At 60.4% G+C, this 6488-nt stretch carries 5 protein-coding genes; all 5 read left to right on the plus strand.

All coding sequences use genetic code 11. The features are described 5' to 3' along the window. Window positions 1-48 precede the first annotated feature (48 nt). Window positions 49-438 (plus strand): YtxH domain-containing protein, encoded by a 390-nt coding sequence (locus tag DW796_RS01685; protein ID WP_035136593.1) that lies wholly within the window; start codon window positions 49-51, stop codon window positions 436-438. Beyond that, window positions 438-1193: a hypothetical protein gene (locus tag DW796_RS01690; protein ID WP_055252569.1), complete on the plus strand. Its 756-nt coding sequence runs from the start codon at window positions 438-440 to the stop codon at window positions 1191-1193. The genes DW796_RS01685 and DW796_RS01690 overlap by 1 nt, the downstream gene beginning before the upstream one ends. 72 nt (window positions 1194-1265) lie before the next feature. Beyond that, the gene (locus DW796_RS01695) at window positions 1266-2672 is read left to right on the plus strand and encodes a polysaccharide deacetylase family protein (protein WP_233539633.1); all 1407 of its coding nucleotides are present in this window, start codon (window positions 1266-1268) and stop codon (window positions 2670-2672) included. A 322-nt stretch (window positions 2673-2994) separates the two neighbouring features. Continuing rightward, on the plus strand, window positions 2995-4839 hold the full coding sequence (locus tag DW796_RS01700; RefSeq protein WP_118094069.1) for a magnesium transporter: 1845 nt from the start codon (window positions 2995-2997) through the stop codon (window positions 4837-4839). Window positions 4840-4913: 74 nt separating this feature from the next. Continuing rightward, window positions 4914-6110, plus strand: a complete 1197-nt coding sequence (locus DW796_RS01705; RefSeq protein ID WP_055252163.1) for an Nramp family divalent metal transporter — start codon at window positions 4914-4916, stop codon at window positions 6108-6110. Window positions 6111-6488 lie beyond the last annotated feature (378 nt).

A 6488-nucleotide genomic window follows, 5' to 3' on the forward strand; every position in this document is an offset into this window, starting at 1 on the left:
CAGCATTCAAACGGTGGGCACCGACGTGCCCGCAGGAGAGGAATGATCATGGGTAAGACTTTCAGCTTTGTCTCCGGCGCACTTTTTGGTGCCGCTGCCGGCGCTATTGTCGGTGTTGCTCTGGCCCCGCGCTCGGGCGCCGAGACCCGCGCCATGGCTGCCGATATCGCCAACGACGCTTGGGACAATATGCGCGACACCTACGAGCACAGCGCCGAGGAGGCCCGTGCTGCGGTGAATGACTTTGGCCCGATGGTCGACGCCAAGACCGACGACCTGCGCGCCAAGGTCGACCTTGCCCGCGAGCGCATGGACCAGCTGCGCGAGCAGCTCAACGACGCCATTTCGGGCGGCAACGTGACGCCTGCCGCCGACGTCGTGGTCGAGAACGCCGTCGAGGCTGATACCGAGGCTGCGGAGCCCTCGACCGAGGCATAATGCGCGCCGGGGATTTTGTCGGCGCCAAGATTTATCGCAAGCCTACCGAGGACAAGCGCACCAAAAAGGACGGCACGCCGCGCAGCCCTAAAAAGCTCGGAAAGATTCACTTTCCGGTCTTTACCCCGGGCGGTACGCGCGTGGTCGGCTTTATGGTCCGCCAGTCCGATATCGCGGGCATGATCGAGCGCCCCGACCGATTCGTAGCGCTCGACGCCATTGGTGTCTACGAGGGCGCCATTGCGGTCGATGACGTCAAGGACACGTACGATGCTGCCGCCGCCAAGCGCCTCGACATCAACCTGGACGATTGCATCATCTGGGTTGGTATGGACGTGCGCACGGAATCGGGCGATGTCGTGGGCTATTGCTCGGACGTTGAGTTTAAGCCACGCTCGGGCATCGTGCAGGCATTCTATGTGACCGCCGGTGCTGCTTCGAGTGTTTTGGTTGGTGACACGCAGGTGCCACCGACGATGCTGCGCGGCTACGAGAACGGCGCGATGGTCGTCTCGGACGAGGTCAAGTCGCTCGGGTATTCGGGCGGTGCGGCTGCCAAGGCCGCCGAGGCCAGCGTCGTGGTGGGCGATAAGGTCAAAAAGGGCGCCAAGGTGCTCGACGACAAGGGGTCGGTTGCCGTGGACAAGGGCAGTCGCGCACTGGGCAAGCAGCTCGGCAAGACGCGCGGCATGTTCAAGGCCTTTAAGGACGAATACCAAAAGGCGAGCGGAGGCTCGTCAAAAGCTACAAAATAGCGACGTACCAAATGATGGGAGGCAAGCCGGAGACCTGTTGCTCCGGCTTGCTGTGTTTATGGGGGAGGGCATATGCGCCAAAACGGATCCAACTTAAACGGGCGTTCGGGTACGCGTCCGACGGCGCGCCGCGATCTTGGGCAGCTGCCCAGCGGTCAGCGCAAGCGTCACCGTAAGCCCGGCGCGATGTACCTCAACCATAGCCGCGGCTTTAGCGATCGCAGCGCGCGCATCGGCAACAGCCGTACGCCCCGTCGTTCGTCTCGCCTGCCCTATGCGCTCATCGCCGTGGGTTGCGCACTCGTGTTGTTTATCGCTGCCGTCGTGGGCTACGTCAACCGCAGCGTGGACGTGGAACTCAACGGCCAGAAGACCGCGGTGCGCGTGGGCTCTACGCTGCAGAATCTCATAGACGACCAGGAGTTGACTGACACCTACGACGCAGGCGACCTACTGGCCGTCGATGACAGCGTGCTGACCCGCCATGGCGGCGAAAAGCTGTCGGTTAAGGTGGACGGCAAGCGCATTAAACAGGGTAAGTGGAAAAGCCGCGAACTTGAGGGCGGCGAGAAGGTGGCGGTCAAGGACGGCCGCAACGTGTACGAAAAGCACGAGGTCCAGGCCACGACTATCGAGCCAAAGCTTAAGGTCGAGGGCACGGGTGCCATTGAGTATGTCAAAACCTGGGGCGTTCAGGGCCGCTCCGAGGTATGGGTCGGCGAGCAGTCGGGCAAGACGCAGGACCGCGGCGAGGTCGTGCCCGCCACCGACTGCGTAGTCGAGTGCGCAAGCGTAGCGCCCAAGGGCAACGAAAAGTACGTGGCCCTGACATTTGACGAGGGTCCGAGCGGCGCGACCAAGCAGATCTTGCAGGTGCTCAAGGAAAAGGGCGTCACGGCGACGTTCTTCCTGTCGGGCGATGCCGCGGAAGCCTCGCCCGCTACTGCCAAAGCGATTGTCGATGCCGGGTGCGAGATCGGCTCCAACAGCTACAGCGATGATTCGCTCAAGGGCGAGGATCGCGAGACGGTGCGCAAGCAGATCGCGAAGGGCACCGAGGCGATTAAGTCGGCGACCGGCGTCGAGACGATGTTGCTGCGTGCCCCCTACGCCGCGTTTGACGAGCAAAACTGGATCGACTCGATGGACCTGGTGTCCGCCGTGGTTTCGTGGAATATCGATTCGGGCGACTGGCTGCTCAACGGCGCTGACGAGCAAGTATCGACCGTGCTCGATTCGGTGACGCCGGGCAATATCGTGCTGCTCACCGATAGCGATGAGTGCGCCGAGCAGACGCTCGAGGCACTGCCGCAGATTATCGATGGCCTTGTCGCCGACGGCTACAAGATCGTGACGCTCAGCGACCTGGTCAAGACGGACACGGCATTGAGCAAAAAACTCACCTCGCTCACCAAGGTTTCCATGCCCAAAAACGCCGTGTTTCCCCAACTCCCCGAGGACGACGACACCACGGACTAATCATGTAAGAACGTCCCCAATGACTATGTCGCGGATACGTCAGTGTTTGGTATGCCTGCAATGTGCAGCGCATAAATTCGGTGCCGCAGCGCGATGCTGATGCTATAGTTACTGCGGTTAATGAGGGTCAAGAGAAAGGTTACAGGTGAAATCCAAACCTCGACCATACAGTCGATGACCCCATGCAGGTGCTTTCTGCGCGTGCACGGGGTGTGAGCGTCGAGCGGCGTGCCGCCCGCGCATGCGTATACATGTCTAAAAGTCCACGGATTGCGTGCCGGCATGGCCACGCGGTCCGCAGGAATAATGATGGGGAGCACCAGTGAATTATCTGAGTGAGATGCTCAAATTGCCGGTCTTGGACGTCGACGGCGAAAAGCTCGGCGTGGTCAACGATTTTGGTATTGCTACCGGCGAAGTTTTTCCGCACGTGACGTCGCTCGCGTTCCGCGGACCCGGCAAGACGCCGTTTATGATCAGTTGGCGCAAATGGGTCGACCGTATCGACGAGACGGGCGTTCATCTTAAGTCGCCGGCCACCGAAATCCGTTTTTCGTACTTGCAGCCGACCGAGCTGTTGCTGGCTCGCGACGTGCTCAACAAACAGATTGTAGACACGCAGGGCATGAAAGTCGTGCGCGTCAACGACATCAAGTTCTCCATGTCGGGCGAAAATCAGTTGCGCCTGCTGGGTGCTGAGGTCGGCGCCCGCGGTCTGCTGCGTGCAATCAGCCCCGCGCTCGAGCACGTCGTCGAGGGCTTTATGAAGCACTTGGGCAAGCCGCTCAGCGAGGACATTATCGCCTGGTCTTACATGGACCTGCTCGATCGCTCGACTAAGAACATCCAGCTCTCGGTGTCGCACAAGACGCTTGGCGAGCTGCATCCTGCCGACATCGCTGACATCATCGAGCAGCTCGATCCGCGCCTGCGCGCGCAGGTGTTCGCCCAGCTCGATACGGCACAGGCCGCCGAGGCCATCTCGGAGTTCGATGACGACGAACTCATGACCGAGATGCTCGAGGGCCTGTCCGACACGGACGCATCGTCGATGCTGGCCATGATGGACCCGGACGACGCTGCCGACCTGATCGACGAGCTCGATTATGAGAAGGCCGAGAAGCTCCTGCGCCTGATGGGCGTCAAGGAGGAGAAGGCGATTCGTAATCTGCTGGGCTACGAGGACAACACCGCCGGCCGCATCATGACCTCGGAGTTTGTCTCGCTGCCCGCCACAGCGACGGTCGGCGATGCCATCGAGGCGATTCGCAAACTCGACGAGGACTTTGAGAGTGTCTATTACGTCTATACCGAGGATCCGAGCGGTATGCTGACGGGCGTGCTTTCGCTGCGCACGCTGATCGTGGCCGACCGCGACGCCACGCTGGGCCAGCTCGCCTATCGCGATCTGGTCTACGTGTCGCCCGACGAGGACCAGGAAGACGTGACGGACGAGATGACCAAGTACGACCTGGTTGCCATCCCCGTCTGCGACGAGAACCGTCATATCCTGGGTATCGTGACCTTCGACGACGCCATGGACGTTATCGCCGAGGAGCATCAGGAGGACCTGCAGATCGCCGGTGTCGGCTCGGGCGATAGCGCGTCGGACGACTCGACGAACGTGCTCAGCTGGTTCGTGCATCGTCAGTACTGGGTTGTCGTGTGGGGCATCGCCTCGTGCATTATGGCGACGGTGCTGGGGACGGCGCTGGGCTCCGCGCATCTGGTGGTGTTCCCCATGTGCGCCATGCCGCTCGTGCTGCTGGCTGCCTCGCGCATGGTGTCGTTCGTCAAGAACTACTTCCTCGAGTACGACGGTCACGACGACGAGCCCAAACCGTACCTGGGATTCTTCTTCCAGAGCACGGGCATGGGTCTGATCCTTTCGCTTGTTACTTACCTGTGCGCGCAGCTGGTGCGCACCGCTGCGTTCCCCGATGCCTCTATGTTTGAGGAGCAGCTCTTTACCGGCTGCTTTAACATTGCCGCCATCATCTGCCTGGTGGGCAACATGAGCGCCGTGATTTACCTGATGGTGCTGTTCTGGCGCGACGAGCACGACCTTAACACGTCGGGTACCGCCATGAACGTTATTGCCGTCATGATCTCGTGTGTGGCGTACTGCATCGCCGCGGTGCTGCTCACCATGTCGGTCATGGGATAGGTGGTCGCGTGCAAAACACGAAGCAAAAGGCGAGCGCCAAGCAAAAGCTGACCATCGCCGCCATCTTTGGCGCTATGGGCCCCGGTCTGTTGGCGGCGCTTTCGGGTAATGACGCCGGCGGCATCGCCACGTATTCCAGCGCGGGCGCCAGCTATGGTTACAAGATGCTCTGGATGCTTCCCGTCATGACCGTGCTGCTCATCGTGACGCAGGAGACCGCGGCGCGCTGCGGATGCGTCACGGGTAAGGGCCTGGCGTCGCTCATTCGCGAGCGCTTTGGCGTGCGCAAGAGCGTGCTGGCCATGGCGGCGCTGTTGATCGCCAACACGGCCGTGACCATTTCGGAGTTTGCGGGTATCGCGAGCGGACTTGCCCTGTTTGGCGTGCCGGCGAGCATTTCGGTGCCGCTCGTGGCGCTGCTGGTGTGGATGCTTACCATGTCGGGCAGTTTCCAGCGCATCGAGAAGATTTTGCTGCTGGTAAGCTGCGTGTTCGTGACCTACATCGTCGCCGCGTTTATGGCCGGCCCCAACTGGGGCGAGGTCGCGGTCGACTTGGTCGTCCCCAATATTCAAAACGACCCCAGCTACGTGTCGCTCGTGGTCGCAACGATCGGTACCACCATCGCACCGTGGATGATCTTCTTGGCTCAGAACAACGTGGTCGATAAGAATGCGGGCGAGGACGACATCGTGCTGCAGCGTATTGATACCGTGAGCGGCTCGATTGCTGCTGATATCATTGCGGGCTTCATTATCATCACGACCGGTACGGTGCTGTTCCCGGCGGGTATTCAGATTAGCGATGCCGCCGATGCCGCCCGCGCGCTGGAGCCCATCGCGGGCCAGTGGTCCACGGTGTTGTTTGCCTCGGGCCTGGTCGCAGCGAGCTTTTTGGCTGCCTGCGTGCTGCCGGGCGTTACGTCGAGTGCCATCTGCGAGGCATTTGGTTGGGAACGAGGCGCCGATCGCAGCTGGGACGAGGCCCCGGTCTATCGCGGCATCATTACGGCCATCATCGGCATTTCTGCCGTGTTGGTGCTCATGCCCGGCGTCGATTTGTTCCAGATTATGATGACCTCGCAGGTCATCAACGGCGTGCTGCTGCCCGTAGTTTTGGTATTCCAGGTGGTTATCGCGGCGGATCGCCACATTATGGGGGCCAACCGCAACGGTCGCGTGTGGAACGTGCTCACGTGGGCGACTATCGGCGTGATTACGGTGCTGACGGTCGTCATGTTTGTGCTGCAAGCGATGGGCTACAGCGCGTAGCGCCTCTTTTGGGTTTCGAGCGGGCCGCGGCCATGGGCTGCGGCCTCTTTTTTGCCCGCTACAGGGGGTCAGTTATATAACGATGGGCAAAAAATGCCAAATATGAGTACTGTTGCTAGACTGATGACATTTACGGCCAAGAAGATAATGAACATAACCTATAGTATGTTCATTAAAATTGGCTCCAATACACCTTAAACAAGTCAGGTTGGCTGCTTTAGGGGGTTGTAGGGGTTGCTCGGACGTCATTTTGGGTGGTTTTGCCTGCTACTAAAATGGTAACAGTACTCATATTTGCCACTTTTTGTCCACGACCTCTTGGAGTCGGGTGGCGCGCGCAGACGTGGTGTAAGAGCGTCCCGAGGTCCGTCGCTGCAA

This window comes from Collinsella sp. AM31-2AC, assembly GCF_003469285.1.
GTDB classification, from domain to species: domain Bacteria; phylum Actinomycetota; class Coriobacteriia; order Coriobacteriales; family Coriobacteriaceae; genus Collinsella; species Collinsella aerofaciens_AT.